Origin of the sequence: Curtobacterium sp. MCLR17_045, assembly GCF_003234405.1 — a bacterium.
Classification (GTDB): Bacteria; Actinomycetota; Actinomycetes; order Actinomycetales; family Microbacteriaceae; genus Curtobacterium; species Curtobacterium flaccumfaciens.
Genome location: NZ_QKTB01000002.1, coordinates 34,479 through 49,776, shown reverse-complemented (window position 1 = coordinate 49,776; position 15,298 = coordinate 34,479). Strand labels below are relative to the sequence as shown.

18 protein-coding genes are annotated in these 15,298 nt (G+C 72.0%); 8 read left to right on the top strand and 10 right to left on the bottom strand.

Features of this window, described 5'->3' with window-relative positions; genetic code table 11:
- Positions 1-95 precede the first annotated feature (95 nt).
- The 3 genes from DEJ05_RS02385 to DEJ05_RS02375 form a co-directional block, all read right to left on the bottom strand.
- Positions 96-1,211, bottom strand: a complete 1,116-nt coding sequence (locus DEJ05_RS02385) for a sugar ABC transporter substrate-binding protein (protein ID WP_110864793.1) — start codon at positions 1,209-1,211, stop codon at positions 96-98.
- Between the two features lie 187 nt (positions 1,212-1,398).
- On the bottom strand, positions 1,399-2,571 hold the full coding sequence (locus tag DEJ05_RS02380) for an ROK family transcriptional regulator (protein ID WP_027464817.1): 1,173 nt from the start codon (positions 2,569-2,571) through the stop codon (positions 1,399-1,401).
- A gap of 116 nt (positions 2,572-2,687) precedes the next feature.
- Positions 2,688-3,623 carry a ketopantoate reductase family protein gene (locus DEJ05_RS02375; RefSeq protein ID WP_111109641.1) on the bottom strand — a complete coding sequence of 312 codons (936 nt, stop codon included), beginning with the start codon at positions 3,621-3,623 and terminating at the stop codon, positions 2,688-2,690.
- A gap of 78 nt (positions 3,624-3,701) precedes the next feature.
- Here DEJ05_RS02375 and DEJ05_RS02370 point away from each other — a divergent pair, with 78 nt between their 5' ends.
- Positions 3,702-4,268, top strand: a complete 567-nt coding sequence (locus tag DEJ05_RS02370; protein WP_111109640.1) for a TetR/AcrR family transcriptional regulator — start codon at positions 3,702-3,704, stop codon at positions 4,266-4,268.
- 4 nt (positions 4,269-4,272) lie between these two features.
- Here DEJ05_RS02370 and DEJ05_RS02365 read toward each other — a convergent pair whose 3' ends face one another.
- From DEJ05_RS02365 to DEJ05_RS02355, 3 genes are read right to left on the bottom strand one after another with little or no spacing between them, the layout of a single operon-like run.
- Positions 4,273-5,217: a hypothetical protein gene (locus DEJ05_RS02365; protein WP_258376070.1), complete on the bottom strand. Its 945-nt coding sequence runs from the start codon at positions 5,215-5,217 to the stop codon at positions 4,273-4,275.
- On the bottom strand, positions 5,214-6,176 hold the full coding sequence (locus DEJ05_RS02360; RefSeq protein WP_111109639.1) for an NAD-dependent epimerase/dehydratase family protein: 963 nt from the start codon (positions 6,174-6,176) through the stop codon (positions 5,214-5,216). Before DEJ05_RS02360 ends, DEJ05_RS02365 begins: the two co-directional genes overlap by 4 nt.
- Positions 6,173-6,820: a MerR family transcriptional regulator gene (locus DEJ05_RS02355; RefSeq protein WP_111109638.1), complete on the bottom strand. Its 648-nt coding sequence runs from the start codon at positions 6,818-6,820 to the stop codon at positions 6,173-6,175. Before DEJ05_RS02355 ends, DEJ05_RS02360 begins: the two co-directional genes overlap by 4 nt.
- A gap of 339 nt (positions 6,821-7,159) precedes the next feature.
- Between DEJ05_RS02355 and DEJ05_RS02350 the strand changes: the two genes are divergently transcribed.
- Genes DEJ05_RS02350 through DEJ05_RS02335 form a run of 4 tightly spaced genes read left to right on the top strand, consistent with a single transcriptional unit; the run spans position 7,160 to position 10,225 of the window.
- A complete protein-coding gene (locus tag DEJ05_RS02350) occupies positions 7,160-7,729 on the top strand; it encodes an alternate-type signal peptide domain-containing protein (RefSeq protein ID WP_111033128.1) in 570 nt (189 codons plus the stop codon).
- A 23-nt stretch (positions 7,730-7,752) separates the two neighbouring features.
- Positions 7,753-8,304, top strand: a complete 552-nt coding sequence (locus tag DEJ05_RS02345; protein ID WP_111033127.1) for a hypothetical protein — start codon at positions 7,753-7,755, stop codon at positions 8,302-8,304.
- Complete coding sequence (locus tag DEJ05_RS02340; RefSeq protein ID WP_111109637.1) at positions 8,301-9,569, top strand: fibronectin type III domain-containing protein; 1,269 nt, start codon at positions 8,301-8,303, stop codon at positions 9,567-9,569. The genes DEJ05_RS02345 and DEJ05_RS02340 overlap by 4 nt, the downstream gene beginning before the upstream one ends.
- Positions 9,566-10,225 carry a signal peptidase I gene (locus tag DEJ05_RS02335; protein ID WP_181440629.1) on the top strand — a complete coding sequence of 220 codons (660 nt, stop codon included), beginning with the start codon at positions 9,566-9,568 and terminating at the stop codon, positions 10,223-10,225. The genes DEJ05_RS02340 and DEJ05_RS02335 overlap by 4 nt, the downstream gene beginning before the upstream one ends.
- On the opposite strand, the gene DEJ05_RS02330 is transcribed toward DEJ05_RS02335, so the two are convergent.
- A complete protein-coding gene (locus tag DEJ05_RS02330) occupies positions 10,131-11,312 on the bottom strand; it encodes an epoxide hydrolase family protein (protein ID WP_111109635.1) in 1,182 nt (393 codons plus the stop codon). The genes DEJ05_RS02335 and DEJ05_RS02330 overlap by 95 nt on opposite strands.
- 93 nt (positions 11,313-11,405) lie before the next feature.
- On the opposite strand from DEJ05_RS02330, the gene DEJ05_RS02325 reads away from it, so the two are divergent.
- Together DEJ05_RS02325 and DEJ05_RS02320 are read left to right on the top strand one after the other, a co-directional pair.
- Positions 11,406-11,999, top strand: coding sequence for a MarR family winged helix-turn-helix transcriptional regulator (locus DEJ05_RS02325; protein WP_111109634.1), 594 nt, complete (start codon positions 11,406-11,408; stop codon positions 11,997-11,999).
- A complete protein-coding gene (locus DEJ05_RS02320; RefSeq protein WP_111109633.1) occupies positions 11,996-12,916 on the top strand; it encodes an NmrA family NAD(P)-binding protein in 921 nt (306 codons plus the stop codon). The genes DEJ05_RS02325 and DEJ05_RS02320 overlap by 4 nt, the downstream gene beginning before the upstream one ends.
- Here DEJ05_RS02320 and DEJ05_RS02315 read toward each other — a convergent pair.
- The 3 genes from DEJ05_RS02315 to DEJ05_RS02305 form a co-directional block, all read right to left on the bottom strand.
- Positions 12,885-13,202: a hypothetical protein gene (locus DEJ05_RS02315; protein ID WP_111109632.1), complete on the bottom strand. Its 318-nt coding sequence runs from the start codon at positions 13,200-13,202 to the stop codon at positions 12,885-12,887. The genes DEJ05_RS02320 and DEJ05_RS02315 overlap by 32 nt on opposite strands.
- The gene (locus DEJ05_RS02310) at positions 13,199-13,444 is read right to left on the bottom strand and encodes a hypothetical protein (protein ID WP_146245550.1); all 246 of its coding nucleotides are present in this window, start codon (positions 13,442-13,444) and stop codon (positions 13,199-13,201) included. Before DEJ05_RS02310 ends, DEJ05_RS02315 begins: the two co-directional genes overlap by 4 nt.
- Positions 13,445-13,612: 168 nt before the next feature.
- Positions 13,613-14,668 (bottom strand): hypothetical protein, encoded by a 1,056-nt coding sequence (locus DEJ05_RS02305; RefSeq protein WP_146244994.1) that lies wholly within the window; start codon positions 14,666-14,668, stop codon positions 13,613-13,615.
- A 24-nt stretch (positions 14,669-14,692) separates the two neighbouring features.
- Here DEJ05_RS02305 and DEJ05_RS02300 point away from each other — a divergent pair, with 24 nt between their 5' ends.
- On the top strand, positions 14,693-15,292 hold the full coding sequence (locus DEJ05_RS02300) for a TetR/AcrR family transcriptional regulator (RefSeq protein ID WP_111046540.1): 600 nt from the start codon (positions 14,693-14,695) through the stop codon (positions 15,290-15,292).
- Positions 15,293-15,298 lie beyond the last annotated feature (6 nt).

The window sequence follows — 15,298 nt, the reverse complement described above, 5'->3', positions numbered from 1 at the left end:
GCGTTGCTCACTGGTGTCGTGCTCACGGGTGTCGTCCTCGATCGGTGAGGCCCGCCCGGTCCGCAGTCGGACCGGGCGGGCAGAGGGGGTCGGACCTACTTGATGCCGGCGCTGTCGCAGGCCGACTTGTACTGCGCGGTGCAGATCTTCGACACCTCGTACAGGCCGTCCTTGACCACCGTCGACTGGACGTTGTCCGTGGTGACGGCGACCGGGTCGAGCAGCGTCGACTGGACGCTGGCGCCCCCGGCGGTGTCGACGGTGGTGTCGCCCTTCGGGGTCTCACCCTTGGCGAACTGGATCGCCAGGTCGGCGGCCTTCGACGCCTCGGGCTTGAAGGCCTTGTAGACGGTCATGTACTGCTCACCGGCGAGGATCCGCTGGATGCCCGCGAGCGAGGCGTCCTGCCCGGTGACGGGCGGGAGCTCGGTGACGCCGGCCGACTTCAGGGCCGCGATGACGCCGCCGCCGGTGTCGTCGTTCGCCGCGTAGACCCCGGTGATCTTGTCCTTGCCGAGCTTGCTGATCTGGCCGGCTGCCCAGTCCTGCGCCTTGGCGGGGTCCCATCCGGGGGTGTCGTACTCGGCGAGCACCTTGTAGCCGCTGTCGTCGATGACCGAGTGGGCGCCCTTCTTGAACTGCGAGGCGTTGTTGTCGGTGGGGGAGCCGTTCACCATGATGATGCCCGAGCCCTCCGGGACCTTCTTCGCCTTGAGGGCGTCGACGAGTGCCTGGCCCTGCAGCTCACCGACCTTCTCGTTGTCGAACGAGATGTAGTAGCTCAGGTCGGGGCTGTTGATGAGCCGGTCGTAGGAGATCACCGGCACCTTCTTGGCCTTCGCCTGCTGGACGATGGACGCTGCGGCCTCGCCGTCGAACGGGTCGAGGACCAGGACCTTGACGCCCTGCGTGAGCATCGACTGGGCCTGCTGCAGCTGCTTCGACGCGTCGCCGTCGGCGTTCGCGTAGATGACCGAGCAGCCGCTGCACTGCTTCTTCACCTCGGCGGTGAAGAGCGGACGGTCGGCGCTGGCGTAGCGGGCGGTGACGGAGTCGGGCAGGAGCAGGCCGATCTTGGCCTTCGACGCGTCGCCGCCGCCTCCGCCGGAACCGGTCCCGGCGTCCGCGCCGTTGGAACAGCCCGCCAAGGTGGTGATCGCGAGCAGCAGGGCGCTGACGCCCAGCATCGCTCGTGTGGTGGATTTCTTCATTGAAACGTCCTCCAACAGTGGACCGCCCCCATCGGCGGTGCCCTGAGTGTGACAGCGAGCGTTCTTGGCTGCAAGAGTTGAACGCAAGGACCGCGCGCCGTGACGAAAACGTTATCCGGAGGGCGCGGAGCGGCACGGCCGGCGCAGCGCGGAGCGCCCCGGCCGGCACGGCCCGGCACGTCTCCGCCTAGCGTGCGCGCGTCACGTCCACGGCTTCGATCGCCAGGGCCAGCGCGCCGGTCACCGAGGCCTTCTCGCCGAGCTGCCCCTGCACCACGTCCGGCGTGCCGTCCACGTCGACGATCAGCGACGACTCGAGGGCGTGCCGCATCGGGCCGAGCAGGAGTTCCCCGGCTCGTGCGAACTCGCCCGTGACCACCACCCGCTCCGGGTCGAGGACGTTGCACAGGCCCACCGCCGCCGAACCGATCGCGCGCCCGGCGTCCGCCACGGCACGCATGCAGACCTGGTCGCCGCCCATCGCCCGCAGGATCAGGTCCGCCAGCTTGAGGGTGCCGACCTCGTCGCGGACGCCCTCGAGCACCGCGGGCGCGCCGGCGATCGCCTCGAGGCACCCGCGGTTCCCGCACCGGCACAGAGGCCCGTTCGGCAGGACGGGGGTGTGCCCGAACTCACCGGCGATGCCGTGGTGCCCACGGAACAGGTGCCCGCCCAGCACGAGTCCGGCACCGATGCCGTTGCCGACGTCGAGCGTCACCACGGTGTCTCGGCCACGGGCCGCCCCGCTCCGGTGTTCCGCCAGGGCGGCGAGGTTGGCAGAGTTGTCGACCTGCACGGGCTTGTCCATCCGCCGGGCGAGCGACTGGCCGAGCGCGACGCCGTCCCAACCCCGCAGGATCCCGCCGCGCGCCGTCATCCCGGTGCGGGCGTCGATCGGAGCGGCCACGGCGAGGCCGACGGCGAGCACCTCGTCCATCGACGACTCGATGGACTCCACCATGTCCAGCACGAGCAGCGCGGTCTTGTCGAGCTCGGCGTCGGCGCGGTGGTCACGGGCCAGGGGCATGTGCCGCTCGGCCAGGACGGCGCCGTTCAGGTCCGACAGCGCCAGCCGCAGGTGCCGCGGCGAGACGTGCACTCCGGCGACCAGCCCGAGGCCGTGCGGCAGGGTCACGCGGAGCGCCCGACGGCCGCTCGAGGTGCTCGGCGTCGCGTGCAGGGCGCCGGTCGCGACGAGTTCCTTGACGATGTTCGAGACGGTTGCGGGGGAGAGCCCGGTCACCCCGGCGAGCTCGACCTGCGTCAGTCCGCCGTGCCGCTTCACCGCGCTGACGACCCGGCCCCGGTTGGCTTCACGCAGTGAAGCTTGGTTCCCCGGACTGCGGCGCGGCTCTGACACGGGGACAGCGTAACGGGCGGGTCCGGAACGCTCGCCGTGACGGACTGGAGGCACGGTGCCAGCTGGCACCGTGCCTCCAGTCCGTGGGTGGTCGCGTCCATGGCCCGCACCTGTCGTCAGACGCGTGGCGCCGTCCGGTCGAGGCGCGGGGTCGGGGTGCCGAGCGCGCCGGCGGTGCGGCGGACGTCCGCGAGGACCGCCAGGGGTTCGGCGGCGGAGGGGTCGTCGTGCGCCGCGAGGCTCGCGCGGGCGATCGGCACCAGCGCCGTGGCCGCGGCGACGAGTGTCGCCGTCGTCCCCGGCAGCCGGATGGGCAGTGTCGAGGGGCGGTGTCGGGAGAGGTCGACGCCCCGCGCCTCCAGGACCGGGAGGAGCTCGCGGCCGGTCAGGAACGCGTCGCGGAGCGCGCGCCGGTCCCCGACCATCGTCGCCATGCCGCCGCTGCGCAGTGCCTGTGCGAACATGCCGGCGTCGAGCACGAAGTGCAGCCACAGCCATCCGCGGATGTCGTCCTCGTCCTGCACGGTGAAGCCCGCCCGCTGGAACACCGACCGCACCAGCTCCCGTCGGTCCGGAGTCGCGCCGGTCGTCCCGAGCCGGACCGAACGGAGGACGGCACCGTGCAGGACCCCGTCGGCGTCGAACCCGCCGCCGGCTCCCGGGAACCCGAACAGCACCCGGTCCGCGGGCAGTGGGGCGACCGCGGCGAGGGGTTCGTCCCAGACGTTGCCGAGGACCAGCACGGTGGCGTCGCCGATGTGCGGTGCCAGGGTGGCCACGGCCTCCTGCAGCCGGTGGTGGCCCACGCTGAGGACGACGAGGTCGTACTCGTCGTCCGTGTCGATCGACTCGACCAGCCGCGTCGGCGACGTCGATCGGGTCCGCCGACCCAGGGGTCCGCGGCGGCCGTCGATGACGTCGGTCTGCACGCTGTCGCCGTACTCGGCAGCGCGCCCCGGCCGCACCAGGTGGTCGACCTGGTGCCCGGAGTGCTGGAAGGTCTGGCCGTAGATCGTGGCGATGACGCCCCGTCCGAGCATGAGGATCCGCATCGGGCACCTGTCCGCTAGTCTGGAGACGATCTCCACTTGGAAGATATGGAGATTGTTTCCACTTGTCAAGGAGCACCCGTGCCGGTCGAGGAACCCCTGCCTGCCGAGAAGCCGATGCGCGCCGACGCCCGTCGGAACCGCGACGCGATCGTGGCCGCGGCGCGCACGGCCTTCGAGCGTGACGAGCAGCTCCGGTTCGACGACTTCGCCGGACGCGCGGGAGTCGGCGTCGGCACGCTCTACCGACACTTCCCGACACGCGAAGCGCTGGCGGCCGCGGTCTACCGGGGTGAGGTCGACGTCCTCTGCCGCCGTGCTCGTGACTCGACGCGCCCCGCGGCTGAGAGCCTCGACGACTTCCTGCACGGGTTCGTGGAGTACGTGGTCGACCACGCGGGGCTCGCGCGCACCCTCGCCGCCGTGGTCGACGCCACCACGCAGGCCGAGGGCGGGGGAGACCTGGAGCGGACGCTCGCCGAGTTGCTGGCGCGCGCTGCCGCCGACGGGGCCGTCCGGTCCCACGTCGCCCCCGGGACGGTGCTCATGCTGCTGCACGGCATCGGGGCCGGGATCGATCGCCCCGGGTGGGCGACGGAAGCCCGTGCTGCCGCCGACCTGATCTCCCGAGGGCTCCGGGTCCGCTGATCCGTCAGCGCAGTCGCGCCGCCGGAGCGGTGCGGGCACGGAGCAGGACGGCCGCGCTCGCGGCTGCGGCGAGCACGACGAGTGACCACGCCACCGCGCCCACCGCGCCGGCGGGGTGGACCACCGACTGTCCGACCGCGGCCTGCACGGTGAGGAGCACGGTGCCCGCCGCCCACGCGACCGCGACGACGACCACGATCCGAACCTGCGTGGTCGGGTGCGCCAGCCACGGCAGGCGCCGACCGGCGGCGGCGACCAGGAGCGCCACCAGCGGGAGCACCTGCAGGGCGTGCATGCCGACGAAGTGGGCGACCCGGTAGTCGCCGCCGACGGTGCTCCACCCGAGCAGCGGCACCCCGGGGCCGCCATCCGCGATCCCCACCGTGTGGGCGCCGACGATGCCGTCGGGCGCGGTGAGCTGGGTGGGGGTCGGGCCGGTCATCAGGAAGGCGACCCCGATGCCGCCGAGTGCGATGACGGCACCGGCCCGGACGGCGATCGTCAGCGCCGGGGTCGGCAGACGCAGGAAGAACAGGGCGATCGAGGTGACGAAGGTGCAGAGGTAGAGCGTCGTGATCGCCACCGCCATCACCGCCCACACCGCCACGTGCACGCTGTTCGACACGTTGAAGTGACTCGTCGTACCGGTCGCGGCGGCCCACGCGATGAGCACCTGTTCCACCACCAGGGCCACGGCGACCACGGTGCCGAGTCGGCGAGCCAGCGTCCGCCACTTCGGCAGGTGTGCGATGAGCCACGCCCACGTGACGGCGTAGAGCAGGATCGACAGCGAGAACTTCAGGGGCTTCATCCACGCCGGTGCTCCGAGGATGGTCCGGGGATCCACGACGAGTCCGACGAGGCAGACCGCGGTGGACACGACCATCAGGCCGGCCACGGCCATGAGTGCCGGGTGCCACGCGGCCGCTCGGCGGACGGCGGCGATCACCGGTTCACGCTCCGGGCGTGCAGCAGGGCGGCGGCCACGACGTCGGCGGTGGGGGTCGGGTGCACGCCGAAGGTCTGCTCGAACGCCGACGAGTCGAAGACGTAGGGGTCGGTGTACTGGTACCGCAGCTCGAGCGTCTCGCGGGCGGACGTGTTGAACAGCGCACCGAAGCGCAGCGTGGCCGACGACATCACGGCCGTGCGAGCGGCGGGTACCCCGGCGAGCTCGACGTACTGCCGCCCCGTCAGTGCCGGGGCGGTCGGCAGGTGCCAGGTCCGGCCCGTCGCACGGCCGTCGGTGCCGAGGACCACGAGCGCGTCGCCGATGTCGGTCGTGGCGGTGAGGGAGTGCGGCTGGTCGGCGTCGAGCAGCCAGGTCGGCCGCTTGCCGGCGGCGATCCGATCAACGACGAACCCGTTGAACACGCTCGTCGTCGCCCCGGGGCCGGTGAAGTCGGCGCTCCGCCCGATGGTGACGGCCAGTCCGCGGTCGGCCGCGGTCCGCAGCTGCTCGAGGGCGGCCGCGCGCACCGCACCCTTCCGGCCGGAGGGGTTGATCGGGGTCGCCTCGGTCATCGGCCCGGACACGCGGCCGTAGGCGTAGACGTTGTCGAGGTACACCAGGTGGGTGCCCTCGGCCAGGGCTGCCTCGACGGTGTTGTCGACGATCCGCGGCCACTGGTCGGCCCAGACCCCCGACGAGTACGGCAGGCCGGCGACGAGGTACGCGACGTCGGAGCCGTGCAGTGCGCGGCGGACCGCGGTGGGGTCGAGCAGGTCGGCGATGACGTGGTCGGTGCGGGCGTCGGAGCTCTCGCTCTCGTTGTTGCCTGCCGTTGCTGTTGTCGACGGGCGCCGGCCGACGGACACGGCGGTGACGTCGTGCTCGCGGAGGGCTCGGAGCGTCTCGCGGCCGACGACACCGTTGCCGCCCAGGACGACATGCAGTGGAGCGGTCATGCGCCGGCCTCGTCCGTGTCGGCGACGGGGAACAGGTCGTGGGTGGCGTCCTGCTGCGCCAGGCGCCGGAGTCCCGCGAAGAGCGGATCGCCGAGGACGGTGCCGATCACCATCAGCTCCGCCATCGCGGTCCGGCCGTCGCGGTGCTGCAGTGCTGCCACGTCGGCCCGTGCTGCGCTCGCCGCTGCCGACACGTAGGCATCGAGGTAGTCGTCCGGGGCGTCGAACCCGATGGTGCGCAGCCCGTCGAGCGCCCGGGCCGCGGTCTCGAGTCCCGGGTTGTCCGATGTCGCGCACCAGCCGGCGGCCGACACCCGTTCCTCGATCCGGATACGGGCCTCCGGGGTCGCCTCTGGCTCGGGGGAGCGCGGGGTGGTCATCGCGTACTGGGCGACGGCGAAGACCTCGGCCAGCGGTGCGGTCTCGGCATCGAGCACGGCCAGGACCTGCTTCGTCACGGCGACCGAGAGGCCGCCGGTCTCCAGGAGTGCCCGGACGAGCCGGACCCGTTCGACGTGCCGGTCGTCGTAGGCGGTCTGGTTCGGCGCCGACTTCTCGCCGGGAGGCAGCAGGCCTTCGCGTTGGTAGTACTTGACGGCGGTGACCGGCGTGGACGCCGCTCGGGCAAGTTCAGATATTCGCACTATCGGAGAGTAGTGGTATCTACTTGTGTCCACAAGGCTCTCGCCTCTGGGTGGGCAAGTGAGGGTGTGTCAACCTGCCAGTCCGCCTGTGTCTCCGCGCAGATCGGCACGTGGGTCATTGTCATGTCATACTCAGCGAAGCAGCACGACCGGCCGTCGGCGGGTCCCTGCTCGCAGGGCTTCGTCGCCTGCACTTGCCGCTCCCAGCAGGTCGAGCACCGCGTTCTCCGGTCGATGCGCCGCGCCCTTCCCCGGGGCCTGGCCGCCAGCAGTTCATCGAGCTGTCCGCCCGCACGTGGTCGACGCAGATCCGACGTTCGACGTCGCAGAGAGCACACCATGAAGAAGATCATCACCGCCTCGATCATCGGCGCAGCGGGCGTCGCCCTCCTGCTCGGAGGCGCCGGCACCTTCGCGCTCTGGAACTCCAGCGCCGAGACCGCCGGGGGCACCATCGTCGCCGGCGCACTCTCGATCAAGCCGACCACACAGGCGGCGAGCTGGACCGTCAACGGCGGGTCGCCGCTCTCGACGCTGGACGGCTACCCGATCGTGCCGGGCGACGTCGTCACCTACTCGCAGGACATGGTCGTCACCGCGAACGGCAAGGGCCTGAAGGCCACCCTGGCCGTGGACCCGGCATCGGTCGAGGCCACCTCGACGTCGGCCCCGGCGGACGTCGCACTGGCGAAGTACCTGTCGGCGAACGCGGTGCTCACCGCGTCCGGTGACGGGGTCTCCGGTGCCGCTGCGCCGTACACGGTGACCGGGCAGACCGGCTCGCAGCAGGACGTCCGCGTCGGCGTGACCATCGCCTTCCCGAAGAGCACCACCCCCGGTGTCGAGGACGGCACGCAGAACGGGTCGGTCGACCTCGACGCCATCGCCGTGACCCTGACCCAGGCGTGAGCCGCCGGCGCCGAGGGGGCGCGATGACCGGCTGGCCGACGGCGACGTTGCTCGCCGTCGCCGCGGTGGGGATCGTGGCGGTCGTCGCCATCTCCACCGACGGTGGCACGTTCGCCCTCCTCAGCGCCCGGTCCTCGACCGAGCCCGCGACGATCACCGCCGGGTCCGCGGACCTGTCGCTGAGCAGTCTCGCGCTGCCGTCCGCACCGCTCTACCCCGGTGCCACCGAGTTCGGCGTGGTCACCGCGACGAACACCGGCGACGTCCCCCTCGACCTCGGTGTCGCGATGGCGCGAGCCGGCACGACGACGTCGGCCTCCGGTGTCCGCAGTGACCTGCGGGTGACCGTCGGCGCTGCGACGTCGGCGGCCGTGTGCCGAGCCGGCAGCGTGCGCCCCACGTGGTCCGGCACGCTCGACTCGACCTCGCCGCGGTCCGCGGGCATCGCGCTGCCCCCGGGCGCCGCCGTCGTCCTCTGTCTCGCCGTCGCGATGCCGGCCGACGCAGCCGCCTCGCAGCAGGGCCTCTCCACCGACTTCACCACGACCATCAGCGGGACGCAGGCAGGATCATGACCGACCGCACTTCGCGTCGACGCGTGCTCCTGCTCGGAGCGACGGCCGCCGCGGTCGTCGCGCTCGAACTCGTGAGCGGCGGGACGGCGTGGGCGACGTGGACCGCCCCGGCACAGTCCGTCCGGGCCGCCGCGACGACCGGCTCCGTCTCGGTCGGCATCCGCGGTGTCGAGGACCTCGCCACCACGTACTCCTCGGCCGGGCTGTCCCACACGGCGCTCGTCACGGTGTCGAACTCGGGGTCCGTCCCCGCCACCACCTCGCTCTCGCTCGCAGCGACCGCCGGATCCGCGGTGTCGAGCGCCGTCCGGATCGACGTCTGGCAGTCCACGAACGCCAACCCCTGCTCCGGTGCTCCGTCGAGTGCGGCGATAACCGGTTCGGGCACGACGATCGCCCCCGTGGTCGCGACCCTCGCCGCCGGCGCGAGCCGTTCGACCTGTGTGCGGACGTCGGTCAGTCAGGGCCAGCGCTTCGACCTCTCCGGAGGCGCGACCACCCTCGACGCGACCGTCACCGCCCGTCAGGGGGCCTGGGTCGGCACTGCGCACGCCCGCGCCGCCCAGAGCGTCGCCGACACCGTCACCCCGTCGGTGCCGTCGAAGACCGCCGAGACCGACAGCAGCATCACGGTCACCTGGGCAGCGCCCGCGGACGCCAGCGGCATCGGTTCCTACGCCGTGTACCGGGACGGCGTCCTGGTCAGCGTGACGTCGGCGTCCGTCCGGTCCTTCACCGACACCGGTCTGCAGGTCTCGAAGTACTACGCGTACACGGTGCGAGCGGTCGCCAGCGGGACGGGCGGCCACGCGTCGCCGGCGTCCCAGGGCATCCAGCACGCCACCGGCTGGTACACGTCCACGAGCCGGTACGTCCTGCGGAACGACGCCACCGGCACGTGCGTCGCGAGTGGTGGGTCGGCGTCCGGCTCACCGATCACCACGACGACCTGCACGACCAGCGCGACGCAGACCTGGCGCTTCACGCCCGAGGACGACTGGCTCCGGATCACGTCTCCGTCGAACCCGTCGCTGTACTGGGACGCCCCGAGCGACCGCTCCGCCCTGCTCCGTCCCGACAACGACATCAGTGCCCAGAAGTGGACGGCCGAAGCGGTCGGCGCGGGCAGTGGGCTCTTCCGGTTCCGCAACCGGAACGACCTCTGCCTGACGGCGTCGAGCGGGTCCGCCGCCACCAACCCGATGACGGTCGCCGACTGCAGCACGTCCGGGCTCCAGCTGTTCTCCCTCCGGGCCACGTCGTGACGACCGCAGTGCCGCAGTCGGAGCCGCAGCCGCAGCCGCAGCCGCTGGGTGCCCGCTGGTCGGGCGCCCTCCGGCTGCTGGGCCAGACGGCCGCGGTCCTGCTCCTGATCGTCGTGGTCGGGCTCGCGGCGCTGGCGATCCTGGTGCCGCGGATCACCGGTTCGGTGCCGCTCACCGTGCTGACGAGCTCGATGGAACCGGGGATGCCACCGGGCACCCTGGCGGTCGTCCGCCCGGTGGACCCTTCGGACATCGGTGTCGGCGACATCGTCACCTACCAGATCCGGGTCGATCGGCCCGGCGTGATCTCGCACCGGGTGGTCGCCGTCGCGATCGGGGCCGATGGTCGCCGCCTGTTCACGTTCAAGGGCGACAACAACTCCGCCGTCGATCCCGAACGGGTCGTCGCCGCGCAGGTCATGGGCCGGGTCTGGTACTCGATCCCCGGCCTGGGGTTCGTGAACACCGCCGTCGCGGGCGACACGCGGGCCTGGCTCGTGCCGACGCTGGGCGGCGTGATGATCGGGTACGCCCTGCTGCTGGTGATCCGGTCGGTCGCCGTCACCGGAGCCCGCGGAACGTCGCACGGACGTCGTCGACGAGCAGCTCCGGCTGTTCGAGCATCGCGAAGTGCCCGCCGCGCGCGACCTCGTTGAAGAACACCAGGTCCGTGTACCGGCGCGCTGCCCAGCGGCGCGACCGGCGGACGTACTCGCCCGGCATGATGCTCAGGCCGACGGGCAGGGTCAGCGGTTCCTCGACGGTGCCCGGGGTGGCCCAGCCGGTCCGCGTCGCCTCCCAGTAGAGGCGCGCCGAGGACGCCGCGGTGTTCGGCAGCCAGTACAGCATGACGTCGTCGATGATCTCGTCGAGCGGGAAGAGCCGCTCGGCATCGCCGTGTTCGTCGTGGGAGCCGCCGACGTCCTGGAACATCGCGTAGATCCACGACGCCAGCCCGACGGGGGAGTCCGCCAACGAGTACCCGATGGTCTGCGGGCGGGTCGACATCTGCTGCGAGTAGGCCGACAGCTCCCGCCAGTAGTGGCCGCTCTCCTGCAGCATGACCTGCTCGTCGGGGGAGGCGTTCCGGACTTCGTCGTCCGTCGGCATGAACAGCGCCATGTTGAGGTGGATCCCGGCGAGCCCGATGTCCCCGGCGGCCTGCAGTGCCGCGAGCTCCGCGGTGACGGTGGCGCCGAGGTCGCCGCCCTGGGCGAACCAGTCCGTGTACCCGAGCCGGGACATCAGTACCGACCAGGCCCTCGCGGTCCGGGCGGTGTTCCACCCGGTCGTCGTCGGCTTCCCGGAGAAGCCGAACCCGGGCAGGCTCGGGATCACGACGTGGAACGCGTCCGCCGCGTCGCCGCCGTGCGCCACCGGGTCGGTGAGCGGACTGATCGCGTGGCGGAACTCCAGGACGGAACCGGGCCAGCCGTGGGTGAGCAGGAGCGGGCGGGCACCGGGGACGGCGGACCGGACGTGCAGGAAGTGGACCTCGAGCCCGTCGATGTGGGTCGTGTGCTGGCCCCAGCCGTTCAGCAGCGCTTCGGTCCGGCGCCAGTCGTACTCCGTCGTCCAGTGTTCGACGAGGGCGCGGACCTTCTCGAGTCGGGGTCCCTGCGAGGTGTCCTCGACGGTCTCGGCATCGGGCCAGCGGGTGGTCAGGAGACGGCGGCGCAGGTCGTCGAGTTCCGCCTGGGGGACGTCGAGGGTGAACGGGGTGATGGCTGCGGTGTCCGACATGGAGTCCTCGGGTGCTCGGCGTCGCGACGGCTGTCCGTCTTGATTGCAGATGATCTTTGCACAAGACGATCTTGTTCCGGTACGGTCTCCGGTATGGACAGTCCGACGCCGACCGACGCACTCCCCGAGATCGACTGGGGTGCCGAAGGGATCGAATCCGAACTCGGGTGGGCGCTGCCGCTGGCGCTCCAGGGCTTCACACGGCTGGGCAGCGAGGCGGTCGCCGACGTGCCGGGAGGTCCCCGTGGTTACCAGGTGCTCGTCGCGATCACCACCGAGGAGCCGTCGTCGCAACTCGGGCTTGCGCAGCGCCTCGGGATCGACAAGACCCAGATGACCTACATCGTCGACGCGCTCGAGGCAGGCGGGTTCGTCGAGCGCCGCCCCGCCCCGACCGACCGGCGGGTGCGGCAGGTCCACCCCACCGACGCCGGCCGTGCCCTGCTCGCCCGGACGCGGTCCGCCCTGCGCGGCGCCGAGGGCGTGCTCATGCGGCACCTCGACGACGACGAGCAGACGACACTGCGCCGGCTGCTGGCCCGCGTCGCGCTCACCGCCGGGCTCGGCACCGCCGGACCGGACCAGGCGGACCCCACGTTCCAGCACCCCCTCGCCGTCCCGGAGCGATCCCGACGGCGCACCGCGACGACCACGTCGACCACCACTGCAGTGAGGCCCCGCCCATGACCACCACCATCCTCGTCGCCGGCGCCACCGGCGACCTCGGGCACCGCATCGTCCGCGAGCTCACCCAGCACGACGTGCGGGTGCGTGTCCTCACCCGACCCGGCAGCAGGACCGCCGCAGAACGCTTCGGCGACGACGCCCGTGTCGACGTCGTCGCCGCCGAGTACGGCGACCACGACGCCCTGACCCGGGCCGTGAGCGGCGCCGACGTCGTGGTCTCCGCCGTGAGCGGGACCCGCCCGGTGATCGTCGACGCCCAGCGCGCGCTGCTCGCGGCGACCGTGGCGGCGGGCGTCCGGCGGTTCATCCCGTCCGACTACTCGGCTGACTACCGGCGGATCACACCCGGCACCAACCGCAACTTCGAGCTGCGGCGCGAGTTCGCCGCCGACCTCGATGCGGCCCCGGTGCAGGCGACCTCGATCCTGACCGGCATGTTCACCGACCTGCTGACCGGCGAGGCCCCGATGATCCTGTCCGGCCGTCGGCTCGTGCTGTTCTGGTCGTCGGCGGACCAGGTGCTCGACTTCACCACGAAGGACGACGTCGCGAGGGTCACGGCCCTCGCTGCCCTGGACGACGATGCTCCGCGGGTGATCGAGATGGCGGGTGACCAGGTCACCGCACGCGACGTCGCACGCACCATGAGCGAGCTGACGGGGGAGCGCTTCCGGCTGCAGTGGGCCGGCACGACCGGGACCCTGTCCGCGATGAGCGCCGTCGGCCGGCGCCTGTCGAAGAACCCTGACGAGACGTTCCCGGCATGGCAGGGGATGCAGTACTTCGTGAGCATGTTCAGCGGGCAGGCGCAGCTGCACCACGTCGACAACGACCGCTACGGCGTGCAGTCGTGGACGAGTGTCCGTGACGTGCTCCTCGCGCACCTCAGCGGACAGGGCCACCCGGCGACGGACTGACGGGCGCGGTGTGCGGTCGTCGGCGACGGAGCAGGAACACGAGCCCGACGACGACGACCGGCACCAGCGCGAGCGCGGCGAGCCAGACGAGGACGTCCCACTCCGGTGAGAGCGGCACGCCGAGCGTGCTCGACGAGGTCCGCCACACCTGGTCGCCGGGCCCCTCGTGCTCGTCCATCCCCGTGACCGGGAACAGCAGCGCCGTCACGATCGCCCAGCCCACCAGCACCGCGACGGCGATCAGCGTCCACGGACGCGGATTCGCCCCAGGACCCGTGCTCGTCATCGGACGGCCCTGCCAGACCGGGCCGCCCGGACGATCTGCCAGACGCAGACCGCGAGCACGACGGCGCCGGTGACAGCCGCGACCCACGTGCCGGCGACACCGATCATCGGCGTGGTCGTGCAGGAGCTCGTGCCCGCTCCGGGGACGGCGTCGAGACAAGTGGTCGTCTGGACCACCAGCAACATCGACACCGTCACGGTGACGACCACCGCGATCGTGGCCCACCCCACCACTCGTTCCACCGTGCGCTCCGTCCTGCCTGCCATCGGTGGCTCAACCATGCCGCACGCCGGGCCGGACGGGTGTCTCGATCCGGCAACGAATCGGCCGTGCCGACAGGCGGACTGGAGGCCCGGTGCCAGCTGGCACCGGGCCTCCAGTCCGTCAGCCGCTCGCGGTGACTGCATCGCTCACGCCACGACGGCGGCCGGCGGCACCGGTCCGACGATCGCCGCGACGTCCCGTCGCCGTGCGGCGCCGGTCCGCACCCCGTGCGCCACCGACAGGGACACGGCTGCGGCGACGATCCACGCACCCAACGTGAGGAGCGCGCCCGTCGCGCCAGCCCCGTCGAAGTAGCTGAACCCCGTGACGGCGCCGAACGCGGCACCCGGCGGGAGGGCCTGTCCGACGGTGGCGAGCACGGGTGGCAACAGGTGGGTGCTGATCGTCGCACCGCTCGTCGCGTTGCCGAGGGTTGTGAAGAGGAGCGTCGAGACGATCACGCCCATCGGTCCGACGATCGAGGTGATCGCCATCGTGGACAGCGAGACGGCGACGGCGAGGAGCGAGAGCACCACGATCACGGCGCCCGTCGCTGCGGGGACGGCGCCGTCGATCGGCCCGGCGATGACGGCGACCACCGCGGCTGCGGCGATGCTCCCCACCACCGTGACGACGATCCGGGTGCGGAGGCGCGCGAGGGCGCCGAGTGAGTTCATGACCTGCGCCAGGATGAACGCCGCCAAGGTCGTGCCGAAGACCAGGTAGAACCCCGCGATGCCCTGGGCATCGTTCGTCGCGAGCGGGACGACGTCCTGTGTGCGGGTGACGGAGGCACCGGCACCGGCCGCGACCCCGGAGAGCATCGTGGTCGCGGCGGTCGTCGCGCTCCGTCCCTCGGCGCCTGCCGTGTACAGGGACCAACCGTCGCTGCCGGGGACGAGGGCTGCGACCGCATCGCGGGACCGGACGAGGTCGCGTGCGTCGGAGGGGGAACCGGCGGTGCGCACGTCGGCGCGGTCGCCGAGCGCCTTGCCCGCCGCGTCGGCCACCTGGGTGCCGACGACGGCGATGGGCAGGTGGTGTGGTGTCGGGGCCTTCTGCAGGCCGATGTACAGGCCGGCGAACGCTCCGGCGACGGTCATCGCGACCAGGACCTGGGTGACGAGGACGGGCAGCACCCGGCGGACCGGGGGGAAGCCGGCAGACTTCGCAGCGCTGTTAGTAATCGATTCATTACTCATGGAATCGGATGATACCCTCGCGGCATGACGACAGCAAGGGGTCCGGTCCAGAAGGGTGCGGAGCGCATGGCCGGCAGCCAGCGGCGCGAGGCCACCCTGACCGCGGCGGCCGCCGTGTTCGCCCGGCAGGGGTACCACGGCGCGACCACGGAGCGCATCGCCCAGGCCGCGGGCATCAGCCAGCCGTACGTCGTCCGGATGTTCGGCTCGAAGGAGAACTTGTTCCTCGCCGTCGTCGACGGGTGCCTCGAAGCCGTGCTCGACGCGTTCCGGGCGGCGCTCGACGACGGGCAGCCGGGCACCGTCGCGTCCCGCCTCGGCGCTGCGTACCGTGCGCTCGCGACCGAGGACGGCGTGCACCTCATCGTGATGCAGTCGTACATGCTCGGTGCCGACCCCGTCGTCGGACCGGTCGCCCGAGACGGCTTCACCCGGATCCTGCACTTCCTGGTCGAGGAGGCCGGGCTGTCGGAGTCCGCGGCGGAGTCGTTCCTGGCCAAGGGGATGCTCATCAACACGCTGCTCGGCATCCGGCTCGGGGACCAGGACGACCCGCTCGCGCAGCGGTTCACCCAGACGGTGTTCGACCCGGAACCCGCAGCACCCGGGCCGACCGACCGCTGACCAGAC